Genomic DNA, 19,250 nt, shown 5'->3' on the forward strand with positions numbered 1-19,250 from the left:
GCTCCCCACGATCACCAAACAAGTTCACAATCAGCCCATCCCGCCCGGCCAGCCCTGGCAGCAAGACCAACTAGCGAATCGACAGCCATGTAGACCTGAGGAGTCTGCGATGAACGCGATTACCCAACTGCCGCCGGAATGGCATGACTGGATCCGCGAAAATCTTGCGCGTGGTTGCGCGCCGCAAGCGTTGATCGACGACATGGTGCGCAACCGCTTCGATCCCATCTTCGCGCGCGCGGCGGTCAACGGCGTGATGACCAACAGCGGACCCATGACGGCGCCTTTCGAAGAGAAGCCGAAAGCCGCAGCGGGCTATGCCTACGAAAAACCGCGCCTGCCGGCCGGAAACCTGATCCGCACCTCCGACCGCGACGTGCGCATCGTCACGCGCGTGCATCGTCCGATGATCGCCGTGCTGGATGGTGTGCTCAGCGAGGAAGAATGCGACGAGCTGATCCGTCTATCGGCGAACAAGATGCATCGTTCCACCACGGTTGATCCGATCAGCGGCAAGCATGAAGTCATCGCCGACCGCAGCAGTGAAGGCACCTTCTTTGCCGTCAACGCCGATCCGTTCATCGCGCGGCTGGACCGGCGCATTTCCGAAGTGATGGACTGGCCGGTTGAAAACGGCGAAGGCCTGCAGGTGCTGCACTATAACGTAGGCGGCGAATACAAGCCGCACTTCGATTATTTCCCGCCGGACGAACCCGGCAGCCACGTGCAGATGACCATCGGCGGCCAGCGCGTCTCGACCCTGGTGATGTATTTGAACGAAGTGGCAGAAGGCGGCACCACCATCTTCCCCGAGATCGGCCTGGAAGTCGTGCCGAAAAAAGGTTCAGCCGTCTATTTCGAATACACCAACAGCTACAACCAGCTTGATCGCCTCACCTTGCACGGCGGCTCGCCGGTGACGCGTGGCGAGAAGTGGATCGTGACGAAGTGGATGCGTCAGCGGCGGTATGGGGAGACGGCTGCTTCCGCTACGTGACACGCAAGGGTGGCCACGGCGGCCACCCTTCGAACATCCGGCGCTTCAGCCCTGCGCGCCGTCCGCCACCAGGTGGTAATGCGTGGCGACTTCGATTTCGTTCTTCGAACCGAGGAACACCGGCACGCGCTGGTGCAGGCCGGTCGGTTGCAGCTCGAGGATGCGCTCACGACCCGTGGTCGCCGCACCGCCGGCCTGTTCGATGATGAAGGCCATCGGATTGGCTTCGTACATCAGGCGCAGCTTGCCGCCCTTGCTCTTGATCTTGGCGTCGAGCGGATAGAAGAAGGTGCCGCCGCGGGTGATGATGCGGTGTACGTCGGCCACCATCGAGGCGACCCAGCGCATGTTGAAATCCTTGCCGCGCGGGCCGTCCTTGCCGGCCAGCAGTTCGCCGATATAGCGCTGCATCGGTGGTTCCCAATGGCGCTGGTTGGACATGTTGATGGCGAACTCCGCGGTTTCCTCGGAAATGCGGATGTCGCGGCGGCTGAGGATGAAGCTGCCCACTTCGCGATCGAGCGTGAATTCGTGGGTGCCGTGGCCGAAGGTCAGCACCAGCACGGTAGCCGGACCGTAGACCACGTAGCCGGCAGCAAGCTGGGTGGTGCCCGGTTGCAGGAAGTGCTCGGTTTTTGCGTCGGTTACACCGTCCGGGCAGCGCAGCACGGAAAAGATCGTGCCGACCGAGATGTTCACGTCGATGTTCGAGCTGCCGTCCAGCGGATCGAACAGCAACAGATGATTGCCCTTCGGATACATGTCGGGAATCGGCTGCGGATCTTCCATTTCTTCCGACGCGCACGCGGCCAGCTGGCCACCCCAGGCGTTGGCTTCCAGCAGGATTTCGTTGGAGATCACGTCCAGCTTCTTCTGCGCTTCGCCCTGAATATTGCCGGTGCCGGCTTCGCCCAGCACGCCGCCGAGGGCGCCTTTGTTGGTGGCCACGGCGATGCGCTTGCAGGCGCGCGCAACCACTTCGATCAGCAGGGACAGTTCGGCGTTGACGCGGCCGGCGCGGCGCTCCTCGATCAGGAACTGAATCAGCGAAATGGACTTCATGGTGAACCCGCGAGCAAAGGGACTGCCATTTTCCCGACTCTGCCTTACGGGCGCCACACACCGGGCTGAACCGGGCGTCAGCCTGCTGCTGACAACACGCTGGCAGTAGCGGGCGCGCAAGCTCTCATTATCGAAAAGGAGGAACGATCATGCGCGATGTGGTGTATGTGCTGGTTTTCGAGGGGTTTGCCGATTGGCAGGTGGCGCTGGCTTTGAGCGAGATCCGCCGGCCGGGGGATTGGGAGGTACGCAGCATCGGTTTCAGCCGTGCGCCGGTGACGTCGATGAGCGGCTGGCAGGTGTTGCCCGATAGCAGCCTCGATGAGCTGGATCGGGATGCGGCCGCTTTGCTGATCCTGCCCGGTGGTCATCTCTGGCTATCCGCGCAGGTCGAGCAAACGGCCAGCCTCGCGCTGGATGTGCATCGCGCCGGCGCACCGGTGGCGGCGATAGGTGAGGGTGTCTTCGCCTTGGCCCACGCCGGGCTGATCGACGATTGCCGCCATACCGGCAGCTGGCCCGGCCAGATTGCGCGTGAGGTGCCGGGCTATGCGGGCGAGGATCAGTACGACGCCAACGTGCTGGCAGTGAGCGACGGCGGTGTGATCACCGCCAGTCATCTGGGTGGGATCGAATTCGCGCGCGAAATCATCCACACATTGGATCTGTATACCCGCAGCGATCGCGAGCATTGGTATCGGCTGTTCAAACACGCGGTGCTGCCGCCGTGGCTGGCCAGCGAAAGCGTCGACGTTGCACGGGCTGCATGAGGTGCTGACATGGCTAACTGGATCGACAAGGTTCTGACTGCATATCGGCCGTTGTATCTGCGCGGCCTGCTGATGGATGGGCAATACAAGCTGCCGACGGTGACGAAAAATCCGCCGGTGTCGGGCAAGCGGCTGATTTCGCTGCGACCTGCCTTTGCACCGGGCCGCCGGCGTGTGTTGGTGGCCACCGCAACGGCGGCGGTCGTCGGGTTGTTCACGCACTCCGCACTGACCGCAGGCGATGAAGCGCCAGCGGCGTCGGCGACGCCATCAGATACGCCGACCGATAAGCGTTGAGATCGGCGCAAACGCTTTTTCACAATGTTGTCTTGCAAGGAATCCCGTCATGCAAAAGACCTATCACGGCAGCTGCCACTGTGGCGCAGTGAAACTCGAAGCGGATATCGATCTGGCGCAGGGCACCGGGCGCTGCAATTGCTCGATCTGCGCCAAGACGCGCGCATGGTGTGTGATCGTCAAGCCGGATGCCTTTCGCCTGATCAGTGGCGAGAACGATCTTTCCGACTATCAGTTCGGCTCCCATAGCATGCATCACCTGTTCTGCCGTCATTGCGGCGTGCGTCCCTTCGGCAAGGGTCATCTGGATGTGCTGGGCGGTGATTTCTACAGCGTCAACATGGCCTGCCTCGATGATGCCGAACCGATCGAACTGATCGAATCGCCGATGCACTTCGCCGATGGCCGTCACGACAACTGGCGTAGCGCGCCCGCCGAAACACGGCACCTATAGGCGTGCAGATAGAGAGGTACGCAGCATGAAACCGAATATCAGCGATGGTTCCGATCGCAAGGTGATTTTCTTCCACGCCCCACAAAGCCGCTCCGGCGGCACGCTGGCCTTGCTGGAAGAATTGAGTGCTGACTACGAACTGCATCTGCTCGATTTCAAAAAAGGCGAGCAGCGCCAGCCGGCTTATCTGGCGATCAACCCGATGGGCAAGGTCCCGGCCATCCTGCATCGCGATGTGCTGGTTGCCGAACAACCCGCGGTATTTCTGTATCTGGCCGAGCTCTACCCCGAGGCGCGGCTGGCGCCGCTGATCGGCGATCCGCGGCGTGGTCCGTATCTGCGTTGGTTGGTCTATTACGGTTCGTCGTTCGAGCCGGCCGTTGTCGATCGTTCGCAGAAGCGCGAACCGGCGCCACCGATGACGTCGCCCTACGGCACCTGGGATGACGTGCTGAACACCATCCACGCGCAACTTGCCCGAGGTCCGTACCTGCTGGGTGATCGCTTCACTGCCGCGGACGTGCTGTGGGGCATCGCCTTGCACTGGACGACCTTGTTCAACCTGGTGCCTGAAACACCGGATATCCGCGCTTATATCGAGCGCGTCATCATGCGCCCGGCGATGCAGCGGGCGGCGGCCAGGGATGCCGAATTCGTTGCCCAACAGGCGGCGTGAACGGGCCATGCAGTACGTCGCCCGCGCAGCGGAAGTCACGATGGCCGCTCCCCTTTCCGGAGAGCGGCTGGTCCAAGGTTTCGTGCAGCACCCTGCTGTCTCAGATGCTGCGAAAACCTTGCATGACTTCGGACGCTGGCCCACGCCCTTCGCCTGGGCGATCATGTACCGATGCGCCGCGCCGATCGACTCTTCCTCATCATCAACGCCCTTCGCGGTCGCCGCACCGCATTGCAGGCGCGTCAGCTGGCGGAAACGCTCGGCGTCTCCTTGCGCACCGTCTATCGCGACGTGGCCGACCTGCAGCTCTCGGGTGTACCGATCGAAGGCGAGGCCGGCGTCGGCTACGTGCTGCGCAAGGGCTCGGATATCCCGCCGCTGATGTTTACCGCCGAGGAGCTCGAATCGCTGGTGGTCGGCACGCGCTTTGTGCGCGCGTTTGCCGGCGAGAAGCTGGCGGCCGGCGCCCAGGCGGCACTGGTCAAGATCGAGGCAGTGTTGCCGCCTGAGTTGCGCGAACGATCCTCGCGCACGCGTATCTATGCGCCAATCTGGCGCGATGAAGAATCGATCGCTTTCGCAGCGCGCATCGATCAATTGCATGCCGCGATCGAAACCCAGCATGTATTGCGCCTGCAATACCGCGATGAAATCGGGCGAGAAAGCGAACGCGAGGTGGAACCGCTGTGCCTGGCCTTCTGGGGTGGCAAATGGACGCTGGGTACCTGGTGCCGGCTGCGTCGCGATTTCCGCAATTTCCGCCCGGACCGCATCGTGCGCATGGATGAAACCAGCGAAGTATTCCAGAGCGGGCCGGATCGGGATCTTGGCTCCTACCTGCAGGCGATGCGCGGCTATTACGCCGGCCTCGAATAGTAGGTTAGGTAGGTTGGGTTAGCGCAGCGTAACCCAACGGAATTCGATCGAAGCGATAAACATCGTTGGGTTACGCTGCGCTAACCCAACCTACCCAACCTGCTCCCAGCCGTTCCGACCTATCCATTGCGGGGCGGTCCCATCCCCCATGCCCCGCTGTTGGGCTACCCTGCACGGACTTCGGTCACTGCGGGAGTCCCTCATGTCGTCAGGCGTGCGTCATCCTCTTTTGTCCATTGCGCCAGCCAGGCTGCGCCCGACCCAAATGACGGTGGGCAAGGCCGAGGTGGCGGAAAAGCGGGCCGATTGGGAACGGCTCGGCAAGAAAAAGCGCAAGCAGATGCTGGCCGAGCACTGGTTTCCGGGCGTGCTGGGGCCGAAGAACCAGGTCTATATCGTCGACCATCACCACCTTGGACTGGCTTTGCTGGAAGAAGGCGTGAAGGAAGTGCCGGTGATGATCCAGCGCGATTTCTCCTGGCTGGAGCTGCCGGTGTTCTGGCACACCATGGAATTCAACCGCTGGGCGCATCCGTACAACGAGCAGGGCCAGCGCGAGCTGTACGACGCCATCCCGGGAAAACTTGCCGACATGCGTGATGATCCCTATCGCACGCTGGCGGCAAAGGTTCGCAACGCCGGCGGCTATTCCAAGGATGCGACGCCCTATTCGGAATTCCTCTGGGCCGACTTCTACCGGCGCAACATGAAGCTCAAGCAGGGCCACGTCACGCCCAAGGCGCTGAAGGACGCGATGATTTACGCGCATTCGCACGACACCGCGTACCTGCCTGGCTGGAGCGGTGTGATCATGCAATGAGCGCCGCGCCGGCTCGTCCCTCGATCGACCTGGTCGACCTGCTCGCCGGTCTGGCGATTGCGGGGCTGCTGCTGCCCGAGGCGGTCGCGTACTCGGGCATTGCCGGCATGCCGCCGCAGGCCGGTGTGATCGCACTGTTCATCGGGCTGGTCTGCTACGGATTGCTCGGCACCAGCCGCTTTGCGATCGTTTCGTCCACGTCCTCGTCGGCTGCGGTACTGGCGGCCGGCACGCTGGCCCTGGCCGGCAATGCGGTCGATATACGCATCGCCATCGGCGCAACTCTGGTGCTGTTCGGTGGCCTGTGCTTTTTGATCGCCGGATTTGCGCGGCTGGGCGGCCTGTCGCATCTCATCGCACGTCCGGTGTTGCGCGGCTACACCTTCGGCCTCGCCATCGTGATTGCCTTGAAACAGCTGCCGCATCTGGGCGGTTGGCCGGATCTGCACGGTGATTTCGTGCCGTTGCTGATTACCGATCTGGTGCGCACGTCGGACCAGGTGCATGCCGTCACGCTCGGCACCGGTGTCGTGTCGTTGGCTTTGCTGTTTCTGTGCGAGCGGGTGCGTCGCCTGCCCGGCAGTCTGCTGGTGATCGCATTAGGCGTGATGGCTTCCGGTTGGCTGGCCGCGCACGGCGTGCCGCTGACCGGTGCGATCAATCTGCATATGAGCCTGGGCATGCCGGCCTGGCCAGCCGGCGGGCAGTGGCTGCCCAGCGTGGAATTGGCGGCGGCATTGCTGCTGATTCTGTACGCCGAGTCATACAGCTCCATTCGTGGCTTTGCGCTCAAGCACAACGATCCGGTCAATGCGAACCGCGACCTGCTGGTGCTCGGTGTGGCCAATGTTTTATGCGGCCTGTTGCAAGGCATGCCGGTCGGCGCCGGCTATTCCGGTACCTCGGCCAACGAAGCGGCCGGTGCGCAATCGCGCTGGGCCGGCCTGGTGGCGGGCGCTACCGTGTTGCTGATGGTGCTGTTGCTGCTGCGCTGGATCGAACGCATTCCGCTGGCCGTGCTGGCGGCGATCGTGATTCATGCGGTTAGCAAGTCGTGGCGATTGTCGGTGTTCAAGCCCTATCTGCAGTGGAAGCGCGACCGCCTGCTGGCGCTGGCTGCGGTCGTGGCCGTGTTGTCGCTGGGTATTCTCAACGGCTTGCTGGTCGCCATCGCGTTCAGCCTGATCATGCTGCTGCGGCAACTGGCCGCGGCGCGCCTGAGCGTGCTGGGACGTCTGGCCAACGGACATGATTTCGTCGCTATCGCCCAGCATCCGACAGCGGTGCAGCCGGCGGGCATGCTGATCCTGCGTCCAGAGGAACCGCTGTTCTTCGCCAACGCAGAGTCGATGATGAGCATGGCGCGCGGGCAGGTCACGCAGCGCAAGGATCTGCAGCAGGTGATCCTGAGCCTGGAGGAATCTCCCGATCTGGACAGCACCGCGCTGGAAGCGCTCAGCGATTTTTCCAGCTGGCTGCAAGCGCTTGGCATCGCGCTGCACGTGGCGCGCCTGAAAGACGAAACGCGCAACCTGCTGCTGCGCGCCGCCCTGCCCCAGCTTTCGCCACAGGCACTCAACAACTGGAGCGTGGAAGATGCCGTGTCGGCATTGGCCGGCGCACCTTCGTCAACGGGGAATCCTAAGTAGTGAACGCCACCACACGCATCTGCTGCCTGACTTTGGGATTGGCACTGGCCATTCCGGCGCTGGCGCAAGAAAACGCCGACACGCACTTCCGGCAGATCTATCAGCAGGAATGGGCATGGCGTACCGGTCAGTCGGGCATCAGCGCATCGGGCGAATCGCAGCCCAACACCGGCCGCCTGGACCAGGTCGATGCGAAGAGCCAGCAGGAGAGGCTGGATTATTGGCAAAAAGTGATGAGCCAGCTCGACGCCATCGACGTGAAGCAGCTCACGCCCGCCGAGCAGGTCAACTACGCCGTGTATCGCGAGCAGATCCACAACTTCATCGCCGATGAGCAATTCAAGCAATGGCAGATGCCGTTCAACAGCGATTCGGCGTTCTGGAGCGAACTGGACGACGATCTCGGCAGCGATAGCCTGCGCACCGAAACCGACTACCGCCATTACGTCGACCGGCTCGGCCAGGTACCGGCTTATTTCGACCAGGAAATCGCCAACATGCGCGCCGGCCTCAAGCGCGGCTTCAGCGTGCCGCGCGCGGTATTGAATGGACGTGATGTCTCGATCGCTTCCGTGGCCGACGCCAAGGACCCCACGCAAACCTCGTTCTATGCGCCGCTGCAACACATGCCGTCGAACATTCCGGCGGCGACGGTCGCCGCCATTCAGGCCGATGCGCGGGAAAAGATCAGCAAGGACGTCATTCCGGCCTACGCCAAGCTGCTCACCTTCTTCCGCAATGAATACGTGCCGCAGGCTCGCACCACGCTGGCCGCCGAAGCGCTGCCGGATGGCAAGGCCTATTACCGCCAGCAGATCCGTGAATACACCACGCTCGATCTCGACCCTGACAGCATCCACCAGATCGGCCTGGAGCAGGTCGCCAAGATTCACGCGGAAATGCTGCAGACCATGCAGCAAACCGGCTTCAAGGGCAGCTTTGCGGATTTCCTGCATTTCCTGCGCACCGATCCGCAGTTCTACGCCAAGACGCCGCAGGAACTGCTGGATAAGACGGCCTGGGTCACCAAGGAAGTGGATGGTCAGTTGAGCCGGTTCTTCGGCCACCTGCCGCGCGAACGTTTCACCATCGAACCGGTGCCGGCCGATATCGCTCCGTACTACACCTCCGGCCGTGGCGGCCCGGACGTCTATCTGGTCAACACCTACGACCTGCCCTCGCGTCCGCTGTTCAACATGCCTGCGCTGACCCTGCATGAGTCCTATCCCGGTCATGCGCTGCAACTGGAATTGGCCGAAGAAGAGCACGACCAGCCCGCGTTCCGGCGTAACGGTTACATCTCCGCCTACGGCGAGGGCTGGGCCTTGTACTCGGAATACCTCGGCAACGAGATGGGCATCTACAAGACGCCTTATCAGCGTTTTGGTTATCTCACCTATCAGATGTGGCGCGCCTGTCGCCTGGTGGTCGATACCGGTATCCATCATCTGGGCTGGACGCGCCAGCAAGCGATCGATTACATGACGCAGAACACCGCGCTGTCCGATCGCGAAATCGCCAACGAAGTGGATCGCTACATCAGCTGGCCGGGGCAGGCGCTGTCGTACGAACTGGGTTATCTCAAGATCCTGGATCTGCGCGCCAAAGCGGAAAAGGCGCTGGGACCGAAGTTCGATATCCGCGCCTTCGACGACACCATCGTGTCCACCGGTTCGGTACCGCTGCCGGTGCTGGAGCAACGCATCGATCGCTTTATCGCGGACGGTGGCCCCGAGCCGGACTACGGCTGCGACTGCTCGAAAGCCACCAAAACCGCACCCTGACCTCAAACTCACACCCGTCGCCCCGGCGCAGGCCGGGGCCCAGCGCCTGTTGCGCAGAGATAGCCGCGAAGCAGGGCTGAACGTCGATCTCCACCGCCCCCAACTGGACTGGTCAAAACTTCACCAATAGAGTATTGTCTTCACAAACTCTACCAGGAGAGTTTGCTATGACCGCCTATCCCTTGCCCAGCACCGAGCCCGCCGAAGGCCTCAGCGGCCCTGCCCTGCGCAGCTTCTTCAAACTGGCGGACCTCTGGAATCTGCGGATCGCCGAACAGCGCAGGCTGCTGGGCGATCCACCCGAATCCACCTTCTACAAGTGGAAGCGCCAGCAGGACGGCGTGCTCGGGCGCGACACGCTGGAACGCATCAGCTATCTGCTGGGCATCTACAAGGCGTTGCAGATTCTGTTCCCCGATACCAAGCAGGCCGATGCGTGGCTGCACAAGGCGAATCAGGCGTCGTTGTTCGGTGGACATTCGGCGCTGGAACGCATGTTGTCCGGCAACGTCGCCGACCTGTATGTGGTGCGGCAATATCTGGATGCGCAGCGCGGCGGTCATTGATCGGTCGGCACACAAACGGTGCCGCTCGTCGCAGTCGGCGAGAGCACGCCCGGGCACACTCTGAAGGCAAAAAAGAAGAACACGCATCACAGCGACTCGTGCCGCGGAATATCCATGCCTAGCAAAACGCCGCCCATTCGACGCATCCGCTGGAGTCAGGCTTATCGCATCGTGCCGAGCCGGTTTCCGCCGGTCGGATTGTTCGATCGCATCGCCGATCCTGCCGACCTTGACGCGGTCTTCGCGATCGAAGCGCTGACCAATCCGCGCCTGCGCGAGGAAGCCAATACCTTGCGCCTGGTTCCGCCCGAACGCCGTATCAGCGGCCCCGGGTCGACGCCGGTGATGGCGGCCTTCACGCATCTGAATCCGGAGGGCAGCCGTTTTTCGGATGGCAGCTGGGGCGTGTTTTACGCCGCGCGCAGCGTGATCACCGCAGTGGAAGAAACCGTGTATCACCGCGAGCTTTTTCTTGCCGCAACCTCGGAGCCGGCCTGCGACATCGAAATGCGCTGCTATCGCACCAGTATCGACTGCAAACTGCACGACATCCGCGGCGGCTGGCCTGAAGCGCATGATCGCGATGACTACAGCGCAGGCGTCAAGCTGGCGCGCGAGCTACGCCAGGACGGCTCCAACGGTATCGTCTACGACAGCGTGCGCCATCGCGGCGGCGAATGCCTGGCGGCGTTCTATCCCGATGTGGTTGCGCCTTGCGTGCAAGCCCAGCACCTGACCTATCGCTGGGACGGCAAACGCATCGCAAAGGTGTTCGAAGTCAGCGAGATGAAGCGCGCCAACCCGTAAATGGGCGTGCACGCGCGTTGATTTGCAGCTAGCTGGTCAGCGGCGCCCGGTCCCGGCGTGCGCCGGGACGACGAACAGTAACGACCCGACTGGAAATCAGGTATCCGCGTCGGTGGCAAAGCCTTCGCGCGTACCACGGTTGAACACGCGGTCACCGTCGAGCACATCGGCGGCCGCATGTGCGGGAAGCGACTTGAGCTTGGCGTAGATCGGCGTGAAGTCAGGCCGGGTCGCTTCGAACAACTGCTCGAAGCTGTCGATCACGAAATAGGTCTGCTGATAGGTGTCGATGCGGTAGCGCGTGCTCATCACGCGTTCCAGGCCAAAGCCGATGCGGTTCGGCGCGGGCGCATCCAGGCAATAGATCGACTCGCCCTTGGAGCTGACGATGCCCGCGCCATAGATGCGCATGCCTTCGTCGGTGTTGATCAGGCCGAATTCCACCGTGTACCAATACAGGCGCGTGAGGTTCATCAGCGCCTCCGGCCCGATCGCGAACGCCTTCATGCCGCCACGCCCGTACGCCTGCATGTAGTCGGCGAAGATCGGGTTGAGCAGCAGCGGCACGTGGCCGAACAGATCGTGGAACAGATCGGGCTCGCTGAGGTAGTCGAGCTGGTCCGGTTTGCGGATCCACCAGCTGACCGGGAAGCGGCGGTTGGCCAGGTGATCGAAAAACACCTCGTCAGGCAGCAGGCCTTCGACCGCGACCAGTTCCCAGCCGGTGGTCTCGCCCAGCACCTTGTTGAGCTCGGAGAACTTCGGAATGCCACCGTCGCCCAGCCCGAAGCGCTCCACGCCGGCCAGGAACTCCTTGCACGCGCGGCCGGGCAGCAGCTCGCGCTGGCGCTTGTACAGCGTGTCCCAGACCTCGTGATCGGTGCGGGTATAGGACTCCCACGGTTGCTCCACCACGCCGGTGGCGTAGACCGGCACGTAGCCGCGATCGGTCTGCTGGTGTTCGACTTTGCGTGGCGCGGTGTTATCCATCGGGGGCTCCGGTGTGCTTCAAGATCTGCCCGGAAAGCATAAGGCCAACGTCCCGCACGAAGCTTGTTTTATTGCAGGATAAACCCTCTTGGATGCAATATTCGTGCGTCTACAGCCGGATATATCGGAGAATCATGCATGGTGACCCTGGATCGCACCGACCTGCGCATCCTGGCCGTGTTGCAGGGCGAAGGCCGGATTACCAATGCGGAACTGGCTGAACGGGTCAGTCTTTCGCCCTCTGCCTGCCTGCGCCGCCTGCAGCGGCTGGAGGAAGAGGGCATCCTGATCGGCTATACCGCGCAACTGGATCCCGAGGCGGTGGGCCTGGGCTTGCAGGCGTTCGTCCGCGTGCAGCTCACCAAGCACGAGGCCGAAGCCATCGAGCGCTTTGTGCAGCACGTGAACACCTGGGATGAAGTGGTGGCCTGCTATGCGCTCACCGGCGACATGGATTACCTGCTGCACATTTACGTGGCCGACCTGCAGCACTTCTCGCGCTTCCTGCTCGACCGGCTGCTCAACGCCTCGGGCGTGGCGGACGTGAATTCAAGCTTCGTGCTGCGCACGGTGAAACGTTCCTCGGCGCTGCCGCTGGCGCAACTTGAGCGCTGAAGGGCCATTGGAACATTCGGCTCATCAAAACAATGGCCTGCGCGCTTGAAACGCCACAAACACAGTGCGCGAGCGTATTGCCGACTTACGCGCCGATTAACGATAAAATGATGTACTGATGAGTATCGAAGCCGTTTCCACCCCCGACCGAGACCTGCTGCGCCCGCTGCGTTATCTGTGGCGGGTGCCGTTGTTATTGCTGCACGTCGTGCTCGGCGTCTTGCTGTGCGCCCTTATCCTCAGCTGGAACCGTCACGGCGTCATGAAGGACGAGCGCGAGCCGTTCACCCATCGCATGATCCGCGTGTGGTCCACCGGGCTGATGCGCATCTTCGGATTGCGTTCGGTGCGCGTCGGCAAGCCGCTGCCGGATGCGGCGCTGTTCGTCGCCAACCACACCTCGTGGATCGATATCGAACTGCTGCACAGCCAGCGCGCCGCCTGCTTCGTCGCCAAGGCCGAGATCGCCAGCTGGCCGCTGGTCGGCTGGCTGGCGGCCAGCGGCGGCACCATCTTTCATCGCCGCGGCAGTAATCACTCGCTGGCCACCGTGATGCAGGTGATGGTCGAGCGGCTGGGCGAAGGCCGCTCCGTGGCCGTATTTCCGGAAGGTGGCACCGGGCATAACGGCGTGTTGAAGGTTTTCCATGCGCGTATCTTCCAGGCCGCGCTGGATGCACAGGTGCCGGTCCAGCCGGTGGCCCTGCGCTTTGCGCGCGACGGCAAGCGCCAGGTCGACGCCGGCTTCCGCGAAGACGAGAACTTCATGCAGAACTTCCTGCGCCTGCTCGGCGGCGCGCCGATGGATGCGGAAGTGCATTTTCTGGAACCGGTACCGACCAGCCAGGATGGCCGACGCCGTATGGCCGAGCTGGCGCGCGAACGCATCGCTGCCGCGCTGGAGGATCGAACGGCATGACGCTTCCAACAGGGCGGGATTTCCGCCCGCCGTGGCCACTCACCAGCGGCCACATCCAGACCATGCTTTCCTCCAGCGGCGTGCGCCGCGGGCTGCTTCCGCGCCGCGCCTACAAGGTGCTGGAAGGCGCCGAACCGATCATGGTGGACGGCGGCGACGGCGTGCGCCTGACCGGCGCCTACACCGCGCAAACTGCACAGGCCACCCCGCGCGGTCTCGCCGTACTGTTCCACGGCTGGGAAGGCAGCGTCGATTCCACCTATGTGTTGCAAACCGGCAGCCGCTTGTTGGCGGAGGGCTGGGACATCTGCCGCTTGAACTTCCGCGACCACGGCGACAGTCATGCGCTCAACGAAGCGCTGTTCCACTCCTGCCGAATCGACGAGGTGGTGCACGCGGTCGGCGATATCGCCCATCGCTGGCCATCGCGGCCTTTGGCGCTGGCAGGTTTCTCGCTGGGCGGCAATTTCGCCTTGCGGGTGGCCCTGCAGGCTCCGCAGAAAGGCATCCCGCTGAGTTATGCGCTGGCGGTGTGCCCGATCATCGATCCGGGTGAAGGTCTGTTCTCGCTGGAAGAATCGGCGCCATGGTTCTACCAGGCGTATTTCATGAACAAATGGCGCCGCTCGCTACGCGCCAAACAGGCGGCCTTTCCGCATCGCGAATACTTCGAGCTGCAGGAACTGAAGCAAAACCTGCGCGGCCTGACCGAAGCCCTGGTATTGCGGCACACCGACTTCGGTTCCTTGCAGGCGTATCTGGACGGCTATTCGGTAGCCGGTCATGCACTGACGGCCATGCAGATCCCCGCCACCATTCTCACGGCGCGCGATGATCCGGTGATTCCGGTCGACGCTTTCGAGAAGCTGGAGTTGCCAAGTAACGTGGAGCTGGACATCGCCGCCTATGGCGGGCACTGCGGTTTTATCCGCGGCTGGGACATGACCAGCTTTTGCGACGACTACATCGCCGCGCGTTTCAACGCCATCGCCGAAGCACGTTCGCCGATCACCTGATGCGCGCTGCAATGCCTGAAGGCTTGCTGCATCATGTCTGGCGATCAACGTCAGGCCGATAACCACCTATGCGTCCAGCCCATATCGTCATCAACACGTTTGGCTCGCTGGGTGATCTGTTTCCCTTTCTCTCGATAGGCTGCGCGTTGCATGCACGCGGGCACCGCGTCACGGTTGCCACGCATGCGGTGCATCGGGAAGCGATCGAGCAGGCAGGCCTGCGCTTTGCCGACGCCAGCGGCATACCGCTGCCGGAAAACTTCTCCGAATTTACCGAGCGCGTGTTCGATCCCGTGCGTGGACCGCGTCTGCTGATACGCGATGTGGCGGCTGCCGATGTGCGCGTGAGCTACGAGCGCCTGCAAGTGATCTGCCAGGATGCCGACGTACTCATCACCTCGACACTGGCCTTTGCAGGACACATCCTGGGTGAAACGCTAAGCGCAGCCGGACGGCTGGATTGGGTATCCGTGGTGCTGGCGCCGTGCAGCTTTCTGTCCATCCACGAGCCGCCCATCGTCGGCATGAAGTGGGTCGACACCCTCACGCGTGGTCCGCTGCGCGGCAAGCGCCTGCTGGATTATCTGACCTGGTTGCGGGTACGCAATTGGACCGGCCCTGTGCGTGCGTTTCGGCGCCAACTCGGGCTGCGCGGCGAATCCACGTTGGGCAATCCACTTCAGCGCGGCCAGCATTCTCCCGACTGCGCGCTCGCCTTGTTCTCGCCCAGGCTCGGGTCCGCGCAGGCGGACTGGCCATCGCATGTGCGCATCACTGGTTTCGCGCATTACGCACAACCGGGCGCGAAGATGGATGCCGGGTTGGAAGCTTTTCTGCGCGCGGGCACATCGCCGCTGGTGTTTAGCCTGGGCTCTACCGCGGTACATATCGGCGCCGATTTTCTGCGCGAAAGCATCAAAGCCTGCGAGCAGCTGGGACGCCGTGCGGTGCTCTTCACCGGCTCGCCCGAGGTGCGCGCGCAATTGCCGGCGTCACTGCCTGCCTTCGTGCATGCGGTGGAGTATGCGCCGCATGCGGCGGTGTTCCCGCATGCCGCCGCGATCATCCACCACGGCGGCATTGGCACCAGCACCGAAGCACTGCGTGCAGGCCGGCCGATGCTCGTCGTACCGCACGGTTTCGACCAGTTCGACAATGCCGAGCGCCTTAAACGCCTGGGCGTAGCGCATGCGATTGCCTCGCACGATTATCGTTGCGAGACGGTGCTGCCATTGCTGCAGGATCTGCTCGACGATCCCGGCTATGCCCAGCGCGCATGGCGCTGCGCCGAGACAGTGCGCGCGGAACATGGCGAACGCGTGGCGGCCGATCTGATTGAAGCCAATCTGCGCAAACGCCTTTAGCCCGGCGCAATCTGCGGCCAGTGCTGTCACGGCCGGATCATGACGCTTGCGTTAAGCTCCGCCCGCCCCCATGGGGATGCCGGCATGCAGCGCAAACACCGATTTGCGTCAGCTTGAACAAGCCCCCACTTCGAAAACTTTCCCTTCGCATTACCGGAGATTTCTATGCAGCTACGTAGCGACAACTTCCAGCATGGCCAGCCGATTCCGTCCAAGTTCGCCTTCTGCAAGCCGGGCAATCCAGTGGCGCTGTCGGACAACTACAATCCGCATCTGGCCTGGAAGGATGCGCCCGCGGGCACCCGCTCTTTTGTGCTCACCTGCATCGATACCGATGTGCCGACCAAGCTCGATGACGTCAACAAGGAAGGCCGCACGGTACCGGCCGATCTGCCGCGCGGGGAATTCGTGCATTGGCTGATGGTGAATATTCCCGTCGAATGCGTCGAACTGGCGGAAGGCGCGTGCAGCGACGAGATCACGCCGCGTGGCAAACAGCAGCCCTTCGGTCCGCCCGGCAGCGTGCAGGGCGTGAACGATTACACCGGCTGGTTTGCCGACGATGCCGACATGGGTGGCAGCTATCTCGGCTACGACGGCCCCTGCCCGCCGTGGAACGACCCGCTGGTTCATCACTATCACTTTCGCGTGTATGCACTGGATACGGACAAGCTCGCACTGACCTCCGGCTTCACCCTCGCCCAACTGCATGCCGCCATCAGCGGACATGTACTGGCCGAAGCGGTGCTCACCGGCACCTATAGCCTCAATCCCAACGTACGCGCCTGACCCTCAGGCAGGCCGCGATGATGAACGTCATTGCAAAACGTAAATCGAAGTAAAAGTTGCACGGAGCAACCTTCACGCCCGGACAGCACGCGATGTGGCACATGAAGAACGGGGCGTGCGTGATGACGCCCCGGCTTCACAAGGAGCGCTGTCATGCTGCACTACGTCCTGGTTTTTCTGGTTATCGCCGCCATCGCAGCCCTGCTTGGTTTTACCGGTATTGCCGGTACCGCCGCCTGGATCGCCAAGGTACTGTTCGTGCTGTTCCTGATCCTGGCTGTACTCGCCTTTCTCAGGCGCGCAAACTGAACGACACGGTGATCGTTCAGCCATCCGGCCGGCAACCCGTTACAGTGAACACTCGCCATCGGAGAACCTCATGAACAAAGAAGTCCAGGCGCAGGAGCCGCAAGAACGCGACATCCACGAGCGTATCGACCAGGGCGCGGAGCGCATCAAGCAGGCCACATCCGAAGCGGTCGCCAGCGGCAAGGAAAAATTCGGCCGGGTGGCTGATCACGTCGAGGAAGGCCTGCATCGCGCCACCGACAAGGCCGCCGAGGCCGCCAGCCGCACCACCGACAAAGTATCCGACGCCAAGGAGCGTGGCCGCGCCGCTTACGACCAGGCGCGCGATCGTGCCGATGAATGGCTGGACGACGTGCGCGACTACGTGCGCGAGAAGCCGGTTCAGGCCGTCGCCATCGCATTGGGCGCCGGCTGGCTGCTTGGCCGTATTCTTCGTCGCTGATTGCTGCAACTGACAGCACGGAGGCGGGGCCATGCACGATTCCGTGCGCGATAACGAGGCGGCCGGGCAAGCCGGGCCGCCACCCGAGCAGGCGCCAGGCGGCCTGCTCGATGATCTTGCCCAGGTAGCGCAGGCGGTGCGCCAGCTGTTCGGCGCACAACTGCACCTGCTGGCGGCCGAGTTGGGCCTGGCGCGCAGCGCGGTGTCCTGGCTGCTGGCCGCGGGCCTGGTGGCCACGGTGACCGGGGTCGGCCTCGGCCTGACTCTGCTCGGCCTGATCGGATTGCTGCTGGCCAAGTGGCTGCATTCCTGGATCCTGGCCTTCCTGGTGCTGGCCGTGCTTGAAGCGCTGTCATTGTTCGGCGCCATCCTGTTGTTCCGCCGCTGCATGCACTGGATGAGCCTGCCTGCCACGCGGCAGGAATGGCGTGCGATCATGCGCGATACCCTGCAGAAGGCTGAGCAGGATATCGAGGCACGCAAGGGGCAACCGTGAGCAGTTTGTTCAGGCATATCGAGAAAGTGCGCAGGGCGCAGGCGCGCGTGGCGATCCACCGCGACGAGCTGGCCACCCCGGCGGCGGCGCTGCTGGCGCGCGGCCACCGTTATCCGCTGACCACGGTCGGCACGGCCGCCGGCGCGGGTTTCGTGTTGGGCAGCCTGGGTGTCGGCGCGCTGCGTGTGCCGGGCCTGGCCTCGATGATCAGCACCGGCATCGCAGATATCGTGGCGCACGGCACGCGCCTGATCGCCGAACTGGCCATGGACGATAACGACCACGACCAAGACAGCAACGACACATGACCGGCATCGAGCCCGCGGCATTGCCGAGCAATGCGCCAGCGGCCGGAGCACCACAGGGAAGCGTGCCGGCCCCGGCGGCCGCTGCGGTCGTCACACCCAAACAGATCACGCAGGCCACGCAAGGCGTGCATCGCCTGCGCGGGCACATGCGCGCGATTCGCGCGACGCTCAACGCCCTGCTGATCCTCGCCCTGCTCTACACCGTCACCATCGTCAAGGCGTTGGTCATTCCGCTGGTGCTGGCGGCTTTTATCGGGCTGGCATTGAATCCCATCGTGGCCCGCGGCACGCGTCACCACATCCCGCGCTGGCTCGGCGCGAGCGTGCTCATGATCACGCTGATGGCCGGCATCGTCACCGGTATGAGCATGCTGGCCCAGCCTGCTGCCAGCTGGCTGCACAGCGCGCCGTCCACCATTCGCAGCTTCATTCCCAAGCTGGAACACATCACGCGTCCGATCGAAGCCGCCGGCCGCGCGACGCAAACCCTGGTCAACGGCCATCCCGCGCGTCCGGATAACGGGCAGAGTCCGAGCGACGTGGCGTTCAGCGTATGGGACGTCATCACCAACGCGCCGAAGGTGCTCGCCGCAGTGCTGACCGTGCTGCTGCTGGTGTATTTCTTCCTCGTCTACGGTGACTTGATCCTGCGGCGCCTGGTCGAAATCGCGCCCAGCTTTGGCTATAAGCGTCACGCCGTCACCATCGTGCGCGGTATCCAGACCGAAGTGTCGCGCTACATCCTCACCACCGTCGTGATCAACGCATCGCTGGGCCTGGTCACCGCCAGCATGTTGTTGCTGTTGCACATACCCGACCCCTTGCTGTGGGGCACGGTGGCAATGTTCGCCAACTTCATTCCCTACGTCGGCGCGATCGTCACCACCACCACGCTGCTGCTGGTGGGCCTGGTGCACTTCAACGATGTGCCGCATGCGCTGCTGCCAGCGTTGTGCTTTGCCTGCATCACCGCCGTCGAAGGCAACCTGATCGCGCCGATGATCCTGGGCCGGCGCATGCGCGTCAGCCCGATTGCGATCCTGATCTGGCTGCTGATCTGGGGCTGGCTGTGGGGTGTGCCCGGGGCGTTGCTGGCGGTGCCGATGTTGACCAGCTTCAAGCTGATTGCTGAGCGTGTGCGTGGGTGGGAATGGTTTGCGCGGATGGTGCAGCGCTGACGCTGCTCACCCATTCTTGCAGTAGTTGCCCCCTCTCCCCTCCGGGGAGAGGGCTGGGGTGAGGGG

The 19,250-nt window shown here is 63.1% G+C and carries 23 protein-coding genes; 21 read left to right on the plus strand and 2 right to left on the minus strand.

Translation table 11 applies throughout. The annotated features are described in order from the left end of the window. Window positions 1-109 precede the first annotated feature (109 nt). Complete coding sequence (locus ISP19_RS05080) at window positions 110-997, plus strand: 2OG-Fe(II) oxygenase (RefSeq protein ID WP_204680272.1); 888 nt, start codon at window positions 110-112, stop codon at window positions 995-997. A 45-nt stretch (window positions 998-1,042) separates the two neighbouring features. Here the strand turns inward: ISP19_RS05080 and ISP19_RS05085 are convergent, their stop codons facing one another. Further along, window positions 1,043-2,059 carry a class 1 fructose-bisphosphatase gene (locus ISP19_RS05085; protein WP_204680273.1) on the minus strand — a complete coding sequence of 339 codons (1,017 nt, stop codon included), beginning with the start codon at window positions 2,057-2,059 and terminating at the stop codon, window positions 1,043-1,045. A 149-nt stretch (window positions 2,060-2,208) separates the two neighbouring features. Between ISP19_RS05085 and ISP19_RS05090 the strand changes: the two genes are divergently transcribed. The 10 genes from ISP19_RS05090 (at window position 2,209) to ISP19_RS05135 (ending at window position 10,758) form a co-directional block, all read left to right on the plus strand. After that, window positions 2,209-2,829 carry a DJ-1/PfpI family protein gene (locus tag ISP19_RS05090; RefSeq protein ID WP_204680274.1) on the plus strand — a complete coding sequence of 207 codons (621 nt, stop codon included), beginning with the start codon at window positions 2,209-2,211 and terminating at the stop codon, window positions 2,827-2,829. Window positions 2,830-2,838: 9 nt separating this feature from the next. Next, window positions 2,839-3,126, plus strand: a complete 288-nt coding sequence (locus ISP19_RS05095; RefSeq protein ID WP_204680275.1) for a hypothetical protein — start codon at window positions 2,839-2,841, stop codon at window positions 3,124-3,126. Window positions 3,127-3,175: 49 nt separating this feature from the next. Further along, complete coding sequence (locus ISP19_RS05100; protein WP_204680276.1) at window positions 3,176-3,580, plus strand: GFA family protein; 405 nt, start codon at window positions 3,176-3,178, stop codon at window positions 3,578-3,580. Between the two features lie 25 nt (window positions 3,581-3,605). Beyond that, window positions 3,606-4,256: a glutathione S-transferase family protein gene (locus tag ISP19_RS05105; RefSeq protein WP_204680277.1), complete on the plus strand. Its 651-nt coding sequence runs from the start codon at window positions 3,606-3,608 to the stop codon at window positions 4,254-4,256. A 171-nt stretch (window positions 4,257-4,427) separates the two neighbouring features. Next, the gene (locus ISP19_RS05110) at window positions 4,428-5,132 is read left to right on the plus strand and encodes a helix-turn-helix transcriptional regulator (protein ID WP_204680278.1); all 705 of its coding nucleotides are present in this window, start codon (window positions 4,428-4,430) and stop codon (window positions 5,130-5,132) included. 202 nt (window positions 5,133-5,334) lie between these two features. Continuing rightward, on the plus strand, window positions 5,335-5,952 hold the full coding sequence (locus tag ISP19_RS05115; RefSeq protein WP_204680279.1) for a ParB-like protein: 618 nt from the start codon (window positions 5,335-5,337) through the stop codon (window positions 5,950-5,952). Continuing rightward, on the plus strand, window positions 5,949-7,601 hold the full coding sequence (locus ISP19_RS05120) for a SulP family inorganic anion transporter (protein ID WP_204680280.1): 1,653 nt from the start codon (window positions 5,949-5,951) through the stop codon (window positions 7,599-7,601). Before ISP19_RS05115 ends, ISP19_RS05120 begins: the two co-directional genes overlap by 4 nt. 17 nt (window positions 7,602-7,618) lie before the next feature. Further along, the gene (locus tag ISP19_RS05125) at window positions 7,619-9,385 is read left to right on the plus strand and encodes a DUF885 domain-containing protein (protein ID WP_379945692.1); all 1,767 of its coding nucleotides are present in this window, start codon (window positions 7,619-7,621) and stop codon (window positions 9,383-9,385) included. A 167-nt stretch (window positions 9,386-9,552) separates the two neighbouring features. Further along, window positions 9,553-9,951 carry an MbcA/ParS/Xre antitoxin family protein gene (locus tag ISP19_RS05130; RefSeq protein ID WP_204680282.1) on the plus strand — a complete coding sequence of 133 codons (399 nt, stop codon included), beginning with the start codon at window positions 9,553-9,555 and terminating at the stop codon, window positions 9,949-9,951. A 114-nt stretch (window positions 9,952-10,065) separates the two neighbouring features. Next, entirely contained in the window at window positions 10,066-10,758 is a 693-nt protein-coding gene (locus ISP19_RS05135) for an RES family NAD+ phosphorylase (protein WP_204680283.1), read from the plus strand. A 96-nt stretch (window positions 10,759-10,854) separates the two neighbouring features. Here ISP19_RS05135 and phhA read toward each other — a convergent pair whose 3' ends face one another. After that, a complete protein-coding gene (gene phhA, locus ISP19_RS05140; RefSeq protein WP_204680284.1) occupies window positions 10,855-11,748 on the minus strand; it encodes a phenylalanine 4-monooxygenase in 894 nt (297 codons plus the stop codon). A gap of 138 nt (window positions 11,749-11,886) precedes the next feature. Here phhA and ISP19_RS05145 point away from each other — a divergent pair, with 138 nt between their 5' ends. The 10 genes from ISP19_RS05145 (at window position 11,887) to ISP19_RS05190 (ending at window position 19,184) form a co-directional block, all read left to right on the plus strand. Next, window positions 11,887-12,363: an Lrp/AsnC family transcriptional regulator gene (locus ISP19_RS05145; protein WP_204680285.1), complete on the plus strand. Its 477-nt coding sequence runs from the start codon at window positions 11,887-11,889 to the stop codon at window positions 12,361-12,363. 118 nt (window positions 12,364-12,481) lie between these two features. Continuing rightward, the gene (locus tag ISP19_RS05150) at window positions 12,482-13,282 is read left to right on the plus strand and encodes a lysophospholipid acyltransferase family protein (protein WP_204680286.1); all 801 of its coding nucleotides are present in this window, start codon (window positions 12,482-12,484) and stop codon (window positions 13,280-13,282) included. Further along, window positions 13,279-14,298 (plus strand): YheT family hydrolase, encoded by a 1,020-nt coding sequence (locus ISP19_RS05155; protein WP_204680287.1) that lies wholly within the window; start codon window positions 13,279-13,281, stop codon window positions 14,296-14,298. Before ISP19_RS05150 ends, ISP19_RS05155 begins: the two co-directional genes overlap by 4 nt. A 68-nt stretch (window positions 14,299-14,366) precedes the next feature. Then, the gene (locus tag ISP19_RS05160; RefSeq protein WP_204680288.1) at window positions 14,367-15,662 is read left to right on the plus strand and encodes a glycosyltransferase; all 1,296 of its coding nucleotides are present in this window, start codon (window positions 14,367-14,369) and stop codon (window positions 15,660-15,662) included. A 165-nt stretch (window positions 15,663-15,827) separates the two neighbouring features. After that, entirely contained in the window at window positions 15,828-16,451 is a 624-nt protein-coding gene (locus tag ISP19_RS05165; RefSeq protein ID WP_204680289.1) for a YbhB/YbcL family Raf kinase inhibitor-like protein, read from the plus strand. A gap of 153 nt (window positions 16,452-16,604) precedes the next feature. Further along, window positions 16,605-16,760, plus strand: coding sequence for a DUF1328 domain-containing protein (locus ISP19_RS05170; protein WP_204680290.1), 156 nt, complete (start codon window positions 16,605-16,607; stop codon window positions 16,758-16,760). 70 nt (window positions 16,761-16,830) lie between these two features. Next, on the plus strand, window positions 16,831-17,202 hold the full coding sequence (locus ISP19_RS05175) for an ElaB/YgaM/YqjD family protein (protein WP_204680291.1): 372 nt from the start codon (window positions 16,831-16,833) through the stop codon (window positions 17,200-17,202). 31 nt (window positions 17,203-17,233) lie between these two features. Continuing rightward, window positions 17,234-17,698 carry an ABC transporter ATP-binding protein gene (locus ISP19_RS05180; protein ID WP_204680292.1) on the plus strand — a complete coding sequence of 155 codons (465 nt, stop codon included), beginning with the start codon at window positions 17,234-17,236 and terminating at the stop codon, window positions 17,696-17,698. Then, window positions 17,695-18,006 carry a hypothetical protein gene (locus ISP19_RS05185; protein WP_204680293.1) on the plus strand — a complete coding sequence of 104 codons (312 nt, stop codon included), beginning with the start codon at window positions 17,695-17,697 and terminating at the stop codon, window positions 18,004-18,006. The genes ISP19_RS05180 and ISP19_RS05185 overlap by 4 nt, the downstream gene beginning before the upstream one ends. Beyond that, window positions 18,003-19,184, plus strand: coding sequence for an AI-2E family transporter (locus ISP19_RS05190; protein ID WP_204680294.1), 1,182 nt, complete (start codon window positions 18,003-18,005; stop codon window positions 19,182-19,184). Before ISP19_RS05185 ends, ISP19_RS05190 begins: the two co-directional genes overlap by 4 nt. The last annotated feature ends 66 nt before the right edge of the window (window positions 19,185-19,250 follow it).

The organism is Dyella flava, assembly GCF_016904955.1.
In the GTDB taxonomy this organism is placed as follows: Bacteria; Pseudomonadota; Gammaproteobacteria; order Xanthomonadales; family Rhodanobacteraceae; genus Dyella_B; species Dyella_B flava.